The 16,385-nt window shown below is 74.3% G+C and carries 13 protein-coding genes; 8 read left to right on the forward strand and 5 right to left on the reverse strand.

What is annotated here, in order from left to right; genetic code table 11:
- Window positions 1-42: 42 nt before the first annotated feature.
- Together V6U89_RS24920 and V6U89_RS24925 are read left to right on the forward strand one after the other, a co-directional pair.
- Window positions 43-474, forward strand: coding sequence for a RusA family crossover junction endodeoxyribonuclease (locus V6U89_RS24920; RefSeq protein WP_154936135.1), 432 nt, complete (start codon window positions 43-45; stop codon window positions 472-474).
- A gap of 47 nt (window positions 475-521) precedes the next feature.
- The gene (locus tag V6U89_RS24925; protein WP_334574058.1) at window positions 522-797 is read left to right on the forward strand and encodes a hypothetical protein; all 276 of its coding nucleotides are present in this window, start codon (window positions 522-524) and stop codon (window positions 795-797) included.
- Window positions 798-870: 73 nt separating this feature from the next.
- On the opposite strand, the gene V6U89_RS24930 is transcribed toward V6U89_RS24925, so the two are convergent.
- From V6U89_RS24930 to V6U89_RS24950, 5 genes are all read right to left on the reverse strand, one after another.
- The gene (locus V6U89_RS24930) at window positions 871-1,572 is read right to left on the reverse strand and encodes a L,D-transpeptidase family protein (protein WP_334574060.1); all 702 of its coding nucleotides are present in this window, start codon (window positions 1,570-1,572) and stop codon (window positions 871-873) included.
- Between the two features lie 466 nt (window positions 1,573-2,038).
- The gene (locus V6U89_RS24935) at window positions 2,039-2,830 is read right to left on the reverse strand and encodes a DUF4184 family protein (RefSeq protein ID WP_334574062.1); all 792 of its coding nucleotides are present in this window, start codon (window positions 2,828-2,830) and stop codon (window positions 2,039-2,041) included.
- Window positions 2,831-2,857: 27 nt separating this feature from the next.
- Entirely contained in the window at window positions 2,858-3,556 is a 699-nt protein-coding gene (locus V6U89_RS24940; RefSeq protein ID WP_334574064.1) for an HAD family hydrolase, read from the reverse strand.
- Window positions 3,557-3,666: 110 nt separating this feature from the next.
- On the reverse strand, window positions 3,667-4,326 hold the full coding sequence (locus V6U89_RS24945; RefSeq protein WP_334574066.1) for a TetR/AcrR family transcriptional regulator: 660 nt from the start codon (window positions 4,324-4,326) through the stop codon (window positions 3,667-3,669).
- 46 nt (window positions 4,327-4,372) lie between these two features.
- Window positions 4,373-7,081 carry an MGH1-like glycoside hydrolase domain-containing protein gene (locus tag V6U89_RS24950; protein WP_334574068.1) on the reverse strand — a complete coding sequence of 903 codons (2,709 nt, stop codon included), beginning with the start codon at window positions 7,079-7,081 and terminating at the stop codon, window positions 4,373-4,375.
- Between the two features lie 45 nt (window positions 7,082-7,126).
- On the opposite strand from V6U89_RS24950, the gene V6U89_RS24955 reads away from it, so the two are divergent.
- From V6U89_RS24955 to V6U89_RS24980, 6 genes are all read left to right on the forward strand, one after another.
- Entirely contained in the window at window positions 7,127-9,067 is a 1,941-nt protein-coding gene (locus V6U89_RS24955; protein ID WP_334574070.1) for an amylo-alpha-1,6-glucosidase, read from the forward strand.
- A gap of 143 nt (window positions 9,068-9,210) precedes the next feature.
- The gene (locus V6U89_RS24960) at window positions 9,211-10,542 is read left to right on the forward strand and encodes a glycosyltransferase family 4 protein (protein WP_334574073.1); all 1,332 of its coding nucleotides are present in this window, start codon (window positions 9,211-9,213) and stop codon (window positions 10,540-10,542) included.
- 78 nt (window positions 10,543-10,620) lie between these two features.
- Window positions 10,621-12,615, forward strand: coding sequence for a serine/threonine-protein kinase (locus V6U89_RS24965; RefSeq protein WP_334574075.1), 1,995 nt, complete (start codon window positions 10,621-10,623; stop codon window positions 12,613-12,615).
- Window positions 12,616-12,699: 84 nt separating this feature from the next.
- The gene (locus V6U89_RS24970) at window positions 12,700-14,514 is read left to right on the forward strand and encodes a serine/threonine-protein kinase (protein WP_334574079.1); all 1,815 of its coding nucleotides are present in this window, start codon (window positions 12,700-12,702) and stop codon (window positions 14,512-14,514) included.
- A 101-nt stretch (window positions 14,515-14,615) separates the two neighbouring features.
- The gene (locus V6U89_RS24975; protein WP_179805676.1) at window positions 14,616-15,425 is read left to right on the forward strand and encodes a metal-dependent hydrolase; all 810 of its coding nucleotides are present in this window, start codon (window positions 14,616-14,618) and stop codon (window positions 15,423-15,425) included.
- Entirely contained in the window at window positions 15,422-16,348 is a 927-nt protein-coding gene (locus V6U89_RS24980) for an amidohydrolase family protein (protein ID WP_334574084.1), read from the forward strand. The genes V6U89_RS24975 and V6U89_RS24980 overlap by 4 nt, the downstream gene beginning before the upstream one ends.
- Window positions 16,349-16,385: the final 37 nt, after the last annotated feature.

The following is a 16,385-nucleotide window of genomic DNA, read 5'->3' on the forward strand; positions in this document are numbered from 1 at the left end:
TCCACCGGTTGGGCAGGATCGTCCCCACGAGGAGGTGCCGTCGTGCAGGACACCCGCGCTCTCGCCCTGACGTTCGAGGTGAGCGGCCTGCCACCGGTCAAGACCGAGGCGCTGTCCATCTTCGCCGCCGGACACCGGCAGGCGACGAGGGTCCGCGCCCTGCTCCAGGCGGCCTGCGCCGCGGCCCAGCACACCGGCTGGACACCGCTGGCCGGGCCTGTCGAGGTCGACCTGATCCTGCGCTGCCCGCCCGGGCACCGCACCTCGGACGCCAGCACCCTGCTCGGCGGGGTGTGCGCGGTGCTCCAGGACAAGAAGCGGGTCGCCAACATCGGGCTGGCCCATCTCGGTGTCCTGGTCGACGTCGCGCTCTACGACGACGACCGGCAGATCCGGCGGCTGTCGTACGCGGAGGAGCCCGCGGAGGACTTCTCGTACCAGGTCCGGGTGGCCGCCGTACCGGCCGGGGTTTGACCGACGACCGCGGTGGGGTACCGCGGACGCCGACGAAGGGAGCGCCGATGTCGGAGCCACATGTCACGCTCGATCCGAGCGCGCTGGATCCCGTGCAGGAAAAGCTGCGCGGCGCGCTGGAGGATCAGCTGACCTCGGCCCTGCAGGCGGCCACCGAACGGGTCCGGGCCAGCTACGCCGGCGAGCCGATCGAGCAGGTCTGCCAGCGGCTGCTCGACGAGACCCGCGCCGGGCTGCACCCGGACATCGCGGCCGGGTTCAACCCGGACATGGACGAGTTCTGCCGGGTGGCGGTGGCCATCGTCCGCAGCGAGGTCTCCTGACACAGGCGTACGCCGACCGCGCCGACCCTCGGGGCCGGCGCGGTCGGTCTGCGTCCGCTGGCGCCGTCTCCGGCTAGTAGCGGCCGAGGTTCTGCACCGGGCTGATGACGATGCGCGGCGAGCGGGCCGGGTCGAGCCAGGTCAGCACCGAGACCAGGTTGGCGTGGGACATGCTCACGCAGCCCGCGGTGGCGTTGCCGCCGGAGGTGCTGTACTCGTGCAGGAAGATCCCGCTGCCGGCCCCGGCGACGGGCTTGGCCACGTTCGGCGGCATGTTGTACGTGATCACGGCGAAGTGGGTGTACGCCGGCGTCTCGGTCCACAGCGCCTCGCTGTAGCCGCCCGGGTTGGTGGCGGTGTGCTGGAACGTGTTGTACGCCGACGAGTTCGGATTCTCGTTCCACCAGTCGTCTCGCACGACCTGGTGGTAGGGGTAGCGCACCCCGGGATTGGCGCCGATGCCGTACATGGTCGGGCCGAACGAGTAGACCCCGGTGGGGGTGGTCGGCACGCCCTCCAGGTGGTTGTCGCTGAAGCCCTTCGAGCCGACCCTGGCGGGCAACGGCGCCGAGACCGCCACCCAGTGGCCGCCCACCTTGTGGAAGGTCTCCAGCGTGGCGTAGGTGGTGCTGTAGCTGTCACCGGTCACGACGACGACCTGGGTGGTCGCGGCGGGCAGGGTGGTCAACCGGGAGGCCCGGTTGGGCGGCGGGATCGGCTTCGCCCGGCCCGTCGTCGTTCCGACGGGGGCACCGGCGACTGGTGTCGGCTCCATTCGCCAGATGATCGCATCCCGGCCACCTTTCCGGGGTCCCGGAAATGGTGACGGATCTCGTCGCACAATTTCGGCGGGTCGATGTAACGCGGGAGAGGCTCGCGACGCTTTCTCTTTCCGGTGGAGAAGAGGGATCGCGTGTAAACAGTTCTGGTGGCGGGTCAGGACCGGGTCCGCAACTCCCCGGCCCTGACCACCAGCCGTCCGGTGTGGTAGCGGAATCGCCGCTGCGAGCACGGCGGGCGTGGCACGCCGCCCACGCCGGGCTCAGCACGGCGAGCCGGCCCGCCTGCACTCAGCTCCACGGTGCCCAACTACCGGACTTCGGTGCGTTCCCGACTCACCCCGAAGAGCCGTGAACGCGCGCCCAGGTTAGGCATCCGGCCGCCGCTCGGACAAGCAATCCGGGGCTGCGCCGAATGTGATTGATACCAATCCTGAAATGCGGCATGTCCGCGTAACGCGGCTACCCGGGTTGACGCTGTTTCTCCTCGAAGCGACCCGTGCGAACGTCGGACGTCCGGGCGACGGAGAGCGCTCCCGCCGCGCCGGCGCCGGCGATGAGCGCGAGGGCCGCCAGGTGCAGGAGGCGGACCCCGGCGGGAGCGGGCACGGTGGCCGCCGGCAGCAGCGGCAGCACCGTCGCACCGGCGGCGGTGACCGGCAGGGCCACTGCCCAGAAGACGGCGGGCCGCGCCGGCGGCGGAGGCGGTCGTACCCCTTGGAAGATCTCACCCCGGCGGGCTACCCGCACCGCCAGGGCGACCACCACGACGCCGCCGACCGCGCTGCTGACCAGGTCCGAGAAGAGCCACCAGTACATGCCGGTGCGCGCGTGGAAGTCGTCGATCCCGACCAGGCGCAGCCAGCGTTCGGTGTGGGTGGCCCGGTCCCAGAGCACGTGACTGGCCGCACCGATCAGCGCTGAGCAGACCGTGACCTGCCAGGGGTGCCGGACGGCGCCGAGGGCGGCGTGGTCCCGCCAGGCGAAGAACCGGTCGCCGGGCAGGTGCACCGCGATCCCGGCCACCGTGCGGCGGACGATCCAGGCGTAGGCCAGCGCGACGGGCAGGCCCCACCAGAGCACCCCGCCGGCCGTGTGGGTGTGCCCGCCCAGCTCGATCCCGGTGCCGGTGAACAGGTAGGCGACGTCCGGCGACACCGCGCCGGTGGCCAGCGCCACCCCGTCGAACCAGCGCGGTCGCCACAGCTTGAGCGGCAGCACCGGCGCCAGGTGCGAGGGAAACGTCAGGGGCACCTACCGGACGTTACCGCCCGCGTGCGCTCAGAAGTACCGAAGCAGGTCGGTGAACTCCGTCAGGCGCAGTACGCCCTCGTCGGCCGGGTCGAGTTCGTCGTGCTCCAGCACCCAGGTGTTGTCGTTCGGGATGAACACCGCGTTCATGCCCGCGGCCCGGGCGGGCAGGATGTCGGACTTCGGGGAGTTGCCGATCATCCAGGCGCGGGCCGGGTCGAAGCCGTGTTCGCGGGCCAGCCAGCGGTAGGTGGCGACGTCCTTCTCCATCACGATGTGCGCGGCGTCGAAGTGGTGCAGCAGCCCGCAGGCGTCGAGCTTGCGCTGCTGCTCCTCCCGGTCGCCCTTGGTCAGCAGCAACAGGTCGTACCGGCCGGCGAGGGCGTCCAGGGTGTCGGCGACGCCGGGCATCAGCTCCACCTCATGGGCGACGAGCGCGGCGGCCAGCTCGTCGATCTCCCGGCGCTCCCGCTCGGTGGCGGGCCGCTCGCGCAGCCGCTCCAGGCACTCGCCGAGGCTGCGCAGGAAGACCTTGCTGCCGTACCCGTGGGCCACCGCGTTGGCGCGTTCGATGTCGTCCAGCACCGCCCGGATCTGCGCCCGGTCCAGCGTCGGGTGCTCCAGCCAGTCCAGGAAGTCGTCGATCACCCGCTCGAAGACGACGTTGTTCTCCCAGAGCGTGTCGTCGGCGTCGAAGACGAGCACCGCCGCGTCCCGGCGCTGTTCCATGGGTTCCCCTCCCGGGTCTGGCGTCCGGGACACGCTACTGCGCGCCGCCGCCGAAGGTCATCCGGGTTACGCCGCCGCGTGGCGCCCGCCCGGTCGTCGCCCCCGCCCGGTCAGGGCGCGGCGAACAGCCCGGCCGCGATCAGGTCCTCCCTCTGCTCCTGGGTCTCCGGTCGCAGCCGGCCGCCCCGGGTCAGCATGACCGTGCCGTGCAGGAGGGCCCAGCCGATCTCGGCGAGCGTGTCGGGGTCGCGGCCGGCGGCCAGCGGCGCCAGCGCGGCGCGCAGTTCGGCGAAGGCGGCGCGGGGCGCGCCGGGCGCCGGATCCCGGCCGAGGGTGAGGTCGGGGGTGTGGGCGAGCATGGCGTCGTACACCTCGGGGTTGGCGTACGCGAAGTCCAGGTACGTCGTCACCACCGCCGGCCAGGCGCCCTCGCCGCCGGCCGCTTCCCGGGCGGCGGCGAGGGCGGCGGCCAGGTCGGCGAAGCCGCGCAGGGCCACGGCGGCCACCAGCGCGGCCGGATCGGGGAAGCGGCGGTACAGCTTCTCGATGTCGACCCCGGTCCGCTCGGCCAGCCGGCGGCGGGTCACCGCCGCCCACCCCTCGGCCTCGGCCAGCTGCCGGGCGGCCGCCACGACCCGGGCCGGCTCGGCCGGCTCGGTGGGCTCGGCCGGCTCGGTCGAACCAGCCGGCTCGGTCGGCTCGTTCGACTCGGCCGGCTCGGCGTCCGGGCCGTCGGTGGGCGACACCCGGTCGACGCTAGCGAAGGCCACCCATGGTCACTGTCCGGTGACGGATTGGCGACTCTCCCCCGGGCGGTCAGCGCCGCAGGGTGAGGATGAGGTCCGCAACCAGCGCGGTCCACCCGGTCTGGTGCCAGGCCCCCAGGCCGGCGCCGTTGTCGCCGTGGAAGTACTCCGGGAAGGAGATCAGGTCCCGCCAGTCGGGGTGGGTCTGGAAGAGCTGGGCGGCGCCGTAGATCGGCCGCCGTCCCCAGTCGTCCCGGGTGAACAACGAGATCAGCCGGGCCGACAGGTCGTCGGCGATCTCGTCCAGGGTGCACTTGCGCCCGGAGCGGGTCGGGTACTCCACCTGGAGGTCGTCGCCGAAGAACGCGGCGTAGTCGCGCAGCGCGCTGATCAGCAGAAAGTTGGTCGGCATCCAGATCGGGCCCCGCCAGTTGGAGTTGCCGCCGAACAGGCCGCTGGTCGACTCGGCCGGCTCGTACCCGACGGAGAACTCCTGCCCGCCGAGGGTCACCGAGAAGGGCTTGTCCAGATGGGCGCGGCTCAGCGTACGCAGGCCGAAGTCGGAGAGGAACTCGTCGGGGTCCAGCATCCGGGCGAGCAGCCGGACCACCTGCTCCGGGCCGACCATGGAGAGCAGCCGCTGCTGGCGGCCGTCCGGACCGAGCCGGCGGGCGCCGATCACGTCGGCGTACTCGGGGCGGTGGGTGAGGAACCAGCGCAGCCGGGCGCCCAGCTCGGGCAGGCGCTGCAGGGTCTTCGCGGTGAGCCGGGTGGTGGCGGCCAGCGGCAGCAGGCCGACCACCGACCGCACCCGCAGCGGCACCTGGCTGCCGTCGGCCAGCCGGAGCACGTCGTAGAAGAAGGCGTCCTCCTCGTCCCAGAGCCCCTGCGAGTACGCGGCCGCCGCGATGTACGCGAAGTGCTCGAAGAACTTGGTGGCGGTGTCGACGTAGGCGTGGTCGTGCTCGGCCAGCACGATGGCCATGTCCAGCAGGTTGAGCGCGTACATCGCCATCCAGCCGGTGCCGTCGGACTGTTCCAGCACCCCGGCCACCGGCAGCGCGGCCGACCGGTCGAACGGGCCGACGTTGTCCAGCCCGAGGAAGCCGCCCTCGAAGACGTTGTTGCCGCCGGTGTCCTTGCGGTTGACCCACCAGGTGAAGTTGAGCAGCAGCTTGTGCATCACCCGGGCCAGGAACTCGTGGTCGCGCCCGCCGTCGATCTCGAACACCTTCAGCGCCGCCCAGGCGTGCACCGGCGGGTTGACGTCGCCGAACGCCCACTCGTACGCCGGGATCTGCCCGTTGGGGTGCAGGTACCACTCGCGGAGCAGGAGCAGCAGTTGGTCCTTGGCGAAACCCGGGTCGACCCGGGCGATGCTGACGCAGTGGAAGGCCAGGTCCCAGGCGGCGTACCAGGGGTACTCCCAGGGGTCGGGCATGGAGATCACGTCGAAGCTGTTCATGTGCCACCAGGCGCTGTTGCGCCCGTGCCGGCGGCCGGCCGGCGGCGGCGCGGAGCCGGGATCGCCCTCCAGCCACCGCTTGACGTCGAAGTGGTAGAACTGCTTGCCCCACATCAGCCCGGCGATGGCCTGCCGGGCGATCAGGGCCTCGTCGGCGCTGGCCGCCGCCGGGATGACCCCGGCGAAGAACCGGTTGGCCTCGGCCCGGCGGGCCCAGATCACCGCGTCGAAGCCGTCGCGCAGGTCCGCCGGGGGCGGCGGAGCGGTGCCGGGCGGCGGGGCGGTGCGGGTGAGCCGCAGCCGGATCTGCCGCTGGCCGCCGGCGGGCACGTCGAGGACGTAGTGCAGCGCCCCCTTCGTCCCCTCGCGCGCCGGGTTGACCGTGGCCGCGCCGGTCACGACGTGGTCGTTGATGCCGTCCTTCGGGTACGGCGACCGTCCCGGCAGCCCCCAGAGCCGCTCGGCGTTGGTGTCGTTGTCGCAGAGCAGCGGGGTCGGCCCGCCATCGCCCTCCAGCAGGACCTGGCCCAGCACCCCGTGCTCACCGACCAGCCGGGTGCCCTCGCCGACCAGCCGCGGCACCCGGTCGGCGCCGGGCAGCCCCCAGGCCCAGGTGTTGCGGAAGAACAGGTGCGGCAGCACGTGCAGGGTGGCCGCCTCGTCGCCCCGGTTGGCGACCGTGACGAGGATGCACATGTCGGTCGGCGAGGCCTTGGCGTAGTCGACGGTCACCGCCCAGTACCGGTCGTCGTCGAAGATTCCGGTGTCGACCAGCTCGTACTCGGTCTCGTCCCGCGCGCGCAGCGCGTTGACCGCGACCAGCTCGTCGTACGGGAAGGCGGCCTGCGGGTAGTGGTAGCGCCAGCGCATCCAGGAGTGGGTGGGCGTGGAGTCCTCGTACCACCAGTACTCCTTGACGTCCTCACCGTGGTTGCCGCCGTCGCCGCCGAGGCCGAACATCCGCTCCTTGAGGATCGGGTCGACGCCGTTCCAGAGCGCGAGGGAGAAGCAGAAGGTCTGCCGGTCGTCGCAGACGCCCGCCATGCCGTCCTCGTTCCACCGGTAGGCTCTGGACCGCGCGTGGTCGTGGGGGAAGTAGTCCCACGCCGTACCGTGCTCGCTGTAGTCCTCCCGGACCGTCCCCCACGCCCGCTCGGACAGATAGGGACCCCATGCGCGCCAGTCCTGCTCCCCGGCATCGGCCTGGGCCAGCCGGAGCCGCTCGGCGTCGGGGGACGGTGCGTCGGAGGGCGAGGAGTCGGTGAACACGTGCACATCTTCGACGCCGCCCGGGTACTTCACCACAAGGGCCATTGTCGTCGTGGCGCGTCACACCTCGCGGCCGCAGGAGGAAAGTAGTTGATCGAGATCGGTTTCGGTCCGCAGGTCTGCGGCGAACTGGCCGGCGGGGCCACCCGGGAGTGGCTGGTCACCGACGGCCTGGGCGGGTACGCGATGGGCACGGTCAGCGGGCTGCGCACCCGGCGCTACCACGGCCTGCTGGTGGTGGCCGGCGAGACGCCGGCGAGACGCCGCGTGGGACTGGTGAGCCTGGACCCGGCGGTGACCCTGCCCACCGGGGCGCGGGTCCGGCTCGGCGCGCACGAGTGGTCCTCGGGCGTGGTCGACCCGCGTGGCTTCGAGCTGCTGGAGCGCTTCGAGCTGGTCGACGGGCTGCCGCGCTGGCGCTGGCGGATCGGCGACGTGGTGATCGAGCGGGAGCTGGCGATGACCCACGGCCGCCCCGGCGTGGCGGTGGTGCACCGGCTGGTCGCCGGCGGCCCGGTCCGGCTGGAGCTCTCGGCGGCGTGCACCTGGCGGGACACCCACGGCGAGCGCCGCGCGGACGGCCCGGCGCCGGTGATGGAGCCGGTCGACGGCGGCGCGGTGGTCGAGGGCTCGTTCCGACTGGCCGGGCCGGACTGGACGCCCGAGGGGCAGTGGTGGCTCGGCGTGCACCACCGCGCGGAGGCCGCGCGCGGGCTGCACCCGGAGGAGGACCTCTGGTACGCGGGCCGCTTCGCCGGCGCGCTGGACCGCCCCGGCGAGACGGTGTCGGTGCTGGCCTGGGCCGGCGACCTCGCCGACGAGCCGCCGCCGGCGGCCGAGGTGGTCGCGGCAGCCCGGCGGCGGCACCGGGCGGTGGTGGCGGCGGCGAAGCCGGCCGACCCGGTCGAGGCCACCCTCACCCTGGCCGCGGACGCCTTCGTGGTGCGCACCGGTGCCGGGCCCGACGTGGTGGCCGGTTACCCCTGGTTCGGGGCCTGGTCGCGGGACACGATGACCTCGTACGAGGGGTTGTTCCTGTGCACCGGGCGGGCCGACGAGGGGCGGGCGCTGCTGCGGTCGTACGCGGCCACGCTGTCGGAGGGGATGCTGGCGAACACCGCCGACACCGGCCGGGTGGAGTACAACACCGTCGACGCGACGCTGTGGTTCCTGCACGCGGTGAGCCGGCACGTGACCCGCACCGGGGACGACGACCTCGCGGCCGAGCTGCTGCCGGCGCTGCACGGGGTGGTCGAGGCGCACCTGGCCGGCACCCGGTACGGCATCGCGGTCGACCCGGCCGACGGCCTGCTCACCCAGGGCGGCACCCCGGGCACCGCGCTCACCTGGATGGACGCGCGGGTCTACGGAGTGCCGGTGACGCCGCGCACCGGCAAGCCGGTCGAGGTCAACGCGCTCTGGGTCAACGGCCTGGCCGGTCTGGCCGAGCTGACCGAGCTGGCCGGCCGGGACGCGGCCGAGCTGTGGCGGCTGCACGCCCGGGCTCGGGAGGCGTTCGGCAAGCGGTTCCCGTCGCCGGCCGGCTGGCTGCACGACGTGGTGGACGCGCCGGCGCCGGCCTATCCGCTGGGCGGGGCGGCGCACCACGACGACGACCTGCTGCGCCCCAACCAGCTGCTGGCCTGGTCCCTGCCGTACGCCCCGCTGGAGCCGGACCCGGCGGTGCTGCGCCGGGTGGCGGCCGGGCTGTTCACCCCGCTCGGCCCGCGCAGCCTCTCCCCCGACTCCCCCGACTTCGCCGCCCGGCACCGGGGCGGGCCGGCCGAGCGGGACACCGCCTACCACCAGGGGACCGTCTGGCCGTGGCTGATCGGACCGTTCGTCGACGCGTACCGGAAGGGCGGTCTACCTACCGATGACCTTTTGGTCGGGCTTGAGGGCCATTTGGGCGATTATGGCCTAGGATCGGTGAGCGAGACGGCCGACGGCACCCCGCCGTACGCCGCCACCGGCTGCCCGTTCCAGGCGTGGTCGGTGGCCGAGCTGCTGCGCGTCCGCCGGCCGCGATAGGCACGCGTTACACACCGGCAACGGCGGCGTCTCCGCTGGTTATCCAGCGGTCGGCAGGATGGGCCCCGACCCAGGCGAGACGGCGGGCACCCGGTGGGGTGCCTTCCGCCGCACGTACGGGGGACAACTCCAAGGGGGCCTTCATGTCACCTGACGCCGACGTGATCGACATCCACCCCGCCCGGCACCAACGGGTGCTGATCCTCTCCTGGGAATACCCGCCCGTGCTCGTCGGCGGACTCGGCCGGCACGTGCACGCGCTGTCGGTGGCCCTGGCCGCCGCCGGGCACGAGGTCACCGTCGTCACCCGGCACGCCGAGGGCGCGCCCCTGGAGGAGTACGCCGACGGCGTACGCGTGCTGCGCGCCGCCGAGGACCCGGTGACCTTCCCGCTGGCCACCGGCTCCCTGCTGGCCTGGACGATGGCCTTCAACCACACCCTGACCCGGGCCGCGCTGCGCGCCACCGAGTCCGGCTCGTACGACGTGATCCACGCTCACGACTGGCTCGTCGCGCACACCGCGATGACCCTGCGCGAGCACCTGGACGTCCCGCTGGTCAGCACCATCCACGCCACCGAGGCCGGCCGGCACCAGGGCTGGCTGCCGGAGGAGATGAACCGCACCATCCACGGCGTCGAGCACTGGCTCAGCAACGCATCCGCCCGGGTGATCGCCTGCTCGGGCTACATGCGCGACCAGGTGACCCGGCTCTTCGAGGTGCCGGCCGGGCGGGTCGACGCGGTGCCCAACGGCGTCGACGACCGGGCCTGGCACGCCCGCCCCCGGGCGGTCGCCTCGGCCCGCGCCCGGTTCGCCGGGGACGGTCCCCTGGTCGGCTACGCCGGCCGGCTGGTCTACGAGAAGGGCGTCCAGCACCTGGTGCACGCGGTGCCGCACCTGCGCCGGCGACACCCGGGGCTGCGGGTGGTGATCGCCGGCGACGGGCCGTACCGGGAGGAGCTGGTGGACCAGACGCGGCGACTCGACCTCGGCGACACCGTCCGCTTCGCCGGCTTCATGGACGCCACCCAGCTCCCGGCGGTGCTGGCAGCCACCGACGCGACCGTGGTGCCGAGCCTCTACGAGCCGTTCGGCATGGTGGCCCTCGAAGCCGCGGCGGCCGGCGCGCCGCTGGCGGTGGCCAGCACCGGCGGGCTGGCCGAGATCGTCGAGCCCGGTGTCACCGGGGTGACCTTCCCGCACAGCGACCCGGACGCCCTCGCCGGCGCGGTGGACCAACTCCTCCGCGACGAGGTCTTCGCCCGCCGGGTGGCCCGCCGCGCCCGCACCATGGTCAGCCGGCGGTACGGCTGGGCGACCATCGCGGCCCGCACCGCGGACAGCTACGCCGCCGCCCGACGCGAGCACGGCACCTTCCAGGCCCGGCGGGCCGCCGCGCTGCTGGCCGGCGGGCGAGCGCGGATCCCCATCCCGGAGGGCAACCTGCTGGCGATGGACGAAGCGGCCTGCTGAACCGCCGAATCCCCACGACGGATAGGGCTCCCCCGATCCATTGGCTACGGTGTACGTCGGCCAACGGTGAGGAGAACCGTGCAGCGAGAAGTGATCGCCGGCCGGTACCGCCTGGTGGAACTGGTGGGCCGGGGCGGGATGGGCCGGGTCTGGCGGTCCCGGGACGAGATCCTGCACCGCGAGGTGGCGGTCAAGGAGGTCGTACCACCGCACTGGCTGGCCGAGGCGGAGCGCGACGAGCTGCGGCTGCGGACGCTGCGCGAGGCGCGCACCGCGGCCCGGCTCAACCACCCCAACGTGGTCCGCGTCTACGACGTGGTCCAGGTCGACGACCACCCGTGGATCGTGATGGAGTACGTCCCCTCCCGGACGTTGCAGGCCGTCCTGGAGGACACCGGCCCGGTCGACCCGGTGCGCGCGGCCGGCATCGGGCGGGCGCTGCTGGCCGCGCTGCGCGCCGCGCACAGCGCCGGGGTGCTGCACCGCGACGTCAAGCCGCAGAACGTGCTGATGGCCGACGACGGGCGGGTGATGCTCACCGACTTCGGGCTGGCCACCTTCGACGGTGGCGACGGGTTGATGACCCGGCCCGGCATGGTCCTCGGCTCCCCTCAGTTCGTCGCCCCGGAACGCGCCGCCGAGGGCGTGTCCAGCGTGGAGGCCGACCTCTGGTCGCTCGGCGCCACCCTGCACGCCGCCGTCGAGGGGCGCTCGCCGTACGCCCGCAGCACCGCGATGGCGACCCTGGCGGCACTGGCCACCGAGCCACCCGACCCGGCGCCGCACGCCGGTCCGCTGGGGCCGGCGCTGGAAGGGCTGCTGCGCCGGGACCCGCGCCGGCGGATCCGCCACGACGAGGCCGACCGGCTGATCGCGGCCGCCGCGCACCCGCCGGTCCCGCCCGCCACCGAGCCGCCCACCGTGGCGCGCTCCGTCGCCCGCTCCGCGGCCCTCGTGGCTCCACCGCCGCCCTGGCCCGGCGTGTTGGACCCGTCGGGAGCCGGCAGCGGCGGCACGGGATCGTCCGGTGGACTGTCGTCGCCGTACGCCCCGCCGGGCCGCTCCGGCACCTCGCAGCCCGCCGCCGAGGAGAGCCCGGCCGGGTCCGGCGAAGCGGAGGGCGGGGCCACCCGCGCCGCCCGGGAGGCGGCGGCCACCGACCCGACGGCCCGGGCGACCGACGGGACCGCCACCGGCTCCGGGGAGGCGAACGGCCCCGCCACCCGCGCCGGCCAGGCCGCCGCCGCAGCCGGCGACCGTCCGTCCGTGCGGGTCGACCTCGGCGCCGTGCTCGCGCGCGTCCTGGCCTGGCTGCGGCTCGCCCCGCGCCGGGTGGCGCTGGTGGTGACGGCGCTGGGCGTGGCGGCGGCCACCGGGATCGGCACCGCCTTCGCGATCGTCGACGACGAGCCGGGCGGCTCGCCGACCGCGACGCCGGTCAGCGGATCCGCCTCCACCGTGGACGGCGGGCCGGACCGACCGTACGGCCGGGGACCGGGCCGACCGCCGCCGCCGGACGGCGGCCCTCCGCCGCACCCCCCGCCCTTCCCCTGCCTGCGGCCGCACCCGGTGGGCGAGCCGATCGTCGCCCGGCCCGGCACCGCCGACGGCGGCTTCCGCCCACCGGCCGGCTGGACCTGGCACGTCGAGGAGGGCTGGCGGGTCACGGTGCCGGTCGGCTGGCTGCGGTTCACCGAGAACGGGGTCGCCTGCTTCCGGGACCCGTCCAGTCTGCGCACGCTGAGCGTCGAGCCGGTCACCGCCGAGCACCCCGACCCGGTCGCCTGGCTGCGGTCGGAGGAGCGCCGGCTGGTCGACGCCGGCACGCTGCCGAAGTACGCCAAGGTGCGGATCGGCGCGGCCGCCGGCCGGGGTGCGCTGTGGGAGTGTCGCTGGACGGCCCCGTTCGGCGAACGGCAGCACGCGCTGCGGCTGCTGCCCGGCGACGAGGCCGGCGGGTGGCTGCTCGGCTGGAGCACGGCGGACGACGACTGGGCCGCGGCGACGGGGCAGTTCACCGTGGTGCGGCAGAGCTTCCGCGGCCGGGTCACCGAGGTGGTCTCGCCGACCTGAGGGCCCCCGGACCGGACCGCGCTGTGGATGAGAAACCGCAGGCCGCTGGATATCGTGTATCGGGGGTAGCCGAGAGGGAGCGTCGTGCAGCAACTGCTGGTCGCCGGGCGGTACCGGCTGCTCGACCTGGTCGGCAGCGGCGGGATGGGCCGGGTCTGGCTGGCCCGCGACGAGATGCTGCACCGGGACGTCGCGGTCAAGGAGGTCGTCCCACCCAACTGGCTCGACGAGGCCGAACGGGACGAGCTGCGACGGCGGACGCTGCGCGAGGCGCGCACCGCGGCCCGGCTGAACCACCCCAACGTGGTCCGGCTCTACGACGTCGTGCACGACCGGGACAGCCCGTGGATCGTGATGGAGTACGTGCCGTCCCGCTCGGTGCAGCAGATCCTCACCACCGAGGGACCGCTGGAGCCGGGGCGGGCCGCGGGGATCGGGCTGGCGGTGCTGGCCGCGCTGCGCGCCGCGCACGCCGCCGGGGTGCTGCACCGCGACGTCAAGCCGCACAACGTGCTGGTCGCCGACGACGGGCGGGTGATGCTCACCGACTTCGGGCTGGCCACCTTCGACGGTGGCGACGGCCTGATGACCGGCCCGGGCCTGGTGTTCGGCTCACCGCAGTTCGTCGCCCCGGAACGGGCCCGGGACGGCGTCTCCGACTCGCGTACCGACCTGTGGTCGCTGGGCGCGACGTTGTACGCGGCCGTGGAGGGCCAGTCCCCGTACGCCCGGCCCACCGCGATGGCGACGCTGAGCGCGCTGGCCACCGAGCCGCCCGACCCGGTCCGCCGGGCCGGGCCGCTCCGGCCGGTGCTCGAGGGGCTGTTGCAGCGCGACCCGTGGCGTCGGCTGACCGCGGTCGAGGCCGAACGGCTGCTGCGGGCGGCGCTCGCCGCCCCCGATTCCGGGTTGCCGCCGGCGGGCCGGCGCCCCGCGGCGATCGACCGGCCGGCGTCCGACGGCACCCGTCCCGCCACTCCGGATGCCGGGACACGGCCGGGTGCGGTCCCAGCCGCCGCGCTGCCCGTGTCATGGAAGGCCGGCCGTCCGGCGGCGGGCGGCGCACCGACACCGGCGGACGCCCCGATGTCGACGGACGCTCCGACGTCGACGGACGCTCCGGCCGGGGACGGCGGCGAGCGGGCCGGAGGCTCACCGGCACCGGGGGACGCCGTCGTGCCGTCGGCCGCCGCCGCACCCGCCCCGGTCGTCGCGCCGCGCCGGGGCGGCGCGCGCCGCCGGCGGCAGGAGCTGGTCGCGGTCGCCGTGGCGAGCACGCTGCTGGTCGGCGCCGGCGTCGCGGCGGCGCTGCGCGGGGGCGGCGACCGGGCGTCGCCCTCCCCCGGCGGCGGCGGGGGCGCGACCGCCGTCCGGCCCGTCGCCTTTCCCTGCGGCACGCCCGCCCCGGCGGACGCCACCCCGGTCCCCTCCGTGCCACCGCCGAGCGGCGAGCCCGCGCTGGTTGCGGGTTGGACCTGGTACGAGGACGCGAGCGGCTTCCGGATCGCCGCCCCGGCCCGCTGGCTGCGCTTCACCGACGGCCCGGTGACCTGCTTCCGGGAGCCGGGCGGCGGACGGGTGCTCAGCGTGGCCCCCGGCGTCGCGCCGGCGGACCCGGTCGCCCACTGGCGGGCCGAGGAGCGACGGTTGACCGGCGACGGGGCGCTGCCCGGCTACCGCCGGGTGGACATCTCCCGGCTGGACCTGTTCCGGGGCGGGGCGCTGTGGGAGTGTTCCTGGCTCAACGCCGCCGGGGTGCAGGTGCACACCGCCCGCTTGATCGTGGCGGTCGCGGCGGGCCGGGCCTACACCGTCTCATGGTTGACAGAAGAGTTCGACTGGCAGGTCAACGCGACATACTTCCTGATGATCCGGCAGAGCTTCCGGCCCGCCGCCTGACGCCCTCCCCTGTGGACCGTCCGGGTGATTGCCCCTCCGGCGGCGGCTCTGACACAGTGGCGTAGCTTTGTCGATCAAGAACCTGGGGAGGGCGACGCGACATGATGGGACCGTCCCACGCGCTGTCCGGCGCGGCGGTGTGGCTGACCGGCTCGTGGGCGCTGGACCAGTTCGCCGACTACCACCAGTCGCCGCTGGCGCTGGCCGTCGGCACCGCGGTCTGCGCCGGCGGGGCGCTCTTCCCCGACCTCGACCTCTCCGGCAAGGTCACCCGCAACCAGGGCGGCGCGACGGTGGCCCGCACCTTCGGGGTCTTCTCGCTCTTCATCGCCGAGGTGATGGAGAAGATCTCGCTCGGCGTCTACTACGCCACCAAGCTGAGCCGGGACCCGCGCCGCAACAACGGCCACCGGACGCTGACCCACACCCTGCCGTTCACCGTCCTCGTCGGCTGGGGCACCACCGCGCTCTGCGCGGCGTACGGCAAGTGGGCCGTGGTGAGCATCCTGTTCTTCATGATCGGTCTGGCCCTGCGCGGGCTCTTCGACGAGTGGGCCGAGCGCGCCGGCTGGGTCATCGTCACGCTGGCCTCGGCCGCCGCCGCCTGGTTCACCTTCGCCAACCTGCCCGGCGACCGGGGCTATCCGATGATCGGCCTGGCCGTCGGGGTGGGCTGTTTCGTGCACATCCTCGGCGACATGATCACCAAGGCCGGGGTGCCGATCCTCTGGCCCATCCCGATCAAACGGCGGATGTGGCTGATGGTCGGCCTGCCGAACGGCATCGCGCTGCGAACCGGCAGCAAGGCCGAGGTGATCGTGCTGCGCACCGCGCTGACCGTGCTCTCCGTGCTCGCCGCGGTCGGGCTGGTGGCACCGTCGGTGCTGCACCGGTTCAATATCGAGGTGTGACCACCAGCGGGCCGGTGCCGGCCGACGACGACGACGTTCCGGCGTTCTGCCGGCACCTGGGCATTCCCGGGCTGGCCGACGTACACGTGCACTTCCTGCCGCCCCGGCTGCTGCGCCGGGTGTGGGCGTACTTCGACGCGGCCGGGCCGCTGGTGGGTACCGAGTGGCCGATCCGGTACCGGTGGAGCGACGACGACCGGGTGGCGCACCTGCGGCGGATGGGCGTACGGGCGTTCAGCGCGCTGGCGTACCCGCACCGGCCCGGGATGGCGGCGGAGCTGAACCGGTGGACGCTGGACTTCGCCCGGGCCACGCCGGAGTGCCTGCCCTCGGCGACCTTCTTCCCCGAGCCGGACGCGTCCCGGTACGTCGCCGAGGCGCTGGACGGCGGCGCCCGGGTGTTCAAGGTGCACGTCCAGGTCGGCGGGTTCGCACCGACCGACCCGGCGCTGGACACGGTGTGGGGGCTGCTCGCCGACGCGGCCGTGCCGGTGGTGGTGCACGCCGGGCACGCCCCGGTCGGCACCACGCACACCGGGCCGGCGGGCTTCGCCGCCCTGCTGGCCCGGCACCCGCGGCTGAGCGCGATCGTGGCCCACCTCGGCGCGCCCGACTACGCCGCCTTCCTCGACCTCGCCGAGCGGTACGAGCGGGTGCGGCTCGACACCACCATGGCGTTCACCCCGTTCTTCGACCGGTTCGTGCCCTTCCCCGCCGGTGAGCTGCCCCGGCTGCGCGAGCTGGGGCTGGCCGGCAAGGTGCTGCTGGGCAGCGACTTCCCGAACATCCCCTACCCGTACGCCGAGCAACTGGCCGGGTTGGCCCGGCTCGACCTGGGCGAGGACTGGTTGCGCGCGGTCTGCTGGGACGGCGCCGCCGCCCTGTTCGACCTGGAGCGAACGATGGTGCCACCCGTCGGGTGATCCACTCCGGATCGCGGCACCAGGACCAGACCGGCTG

The sequence above is a fragment of the Micromonospora sp. CPCC 206171 genome (assembly GCF_036906755.1).
In the GTDB taxonomy this organism is placed as follows: domain Bacteria; phylum Actinomycetota; class Actinomycetes; order Mycobacteriales; family Micromonosporaceae; genus Micromonospora; species Micromonospora purpureochromogenes.